Annotated in this window: 1 pseudogene; it reads right to left on the minus strand. The window is 50.2% G+C overall.

The annotated features are described in order from the left end of the window. Positions 1–43: 43 nt before the first annotated feature. Positions 44–321 (minus strand): annotated as a pseudogene (locus tag CWB98_RS24135) (hypothetical protein); the annotation flags it as partial.

Consider the following 321-nt stretch of genomic DNA (forward strand, 5'->3'; position numbering starts at 1 on the left):
AGTAGCGTGCATATATGCCATGCTGCTCATCATCACCTACCCCTTATTCATGATGGCGGCGCTCGATGGCCTCTAACTCGCTTTGCGGTTCGCTAGGCGCACTTGATTGCATGGGCGCAACTAAATCACACTCAGTAATAGTGTCAGACAGTTTCTTACACTCTTTATTGCTTTTACTCGGCGTTGGCTTTTGCAATGCACCGAGGACCGCCGAGTCAATCGCCAAACCAAGTTTAGCGAAGCTAAAGCCGTCATTATCTGTTGGCGTGTAACTGGATTTACCCGGGTCGCCTTGGGTGCTGGCGGTATAGTGCTTTTCTG

It is taken from the genome of Pseudoalteromonas rubra (assembly GCF_005887115.1).
In the GTDB taxonomy this organism is placed as follows: Bacteria; Pseudomonadota; Gammaproteobacteria; order Enterobacterales; family Alteromonadaceae; genus Pseudoalteromonas; species Pseudoalteromonas rubra_F.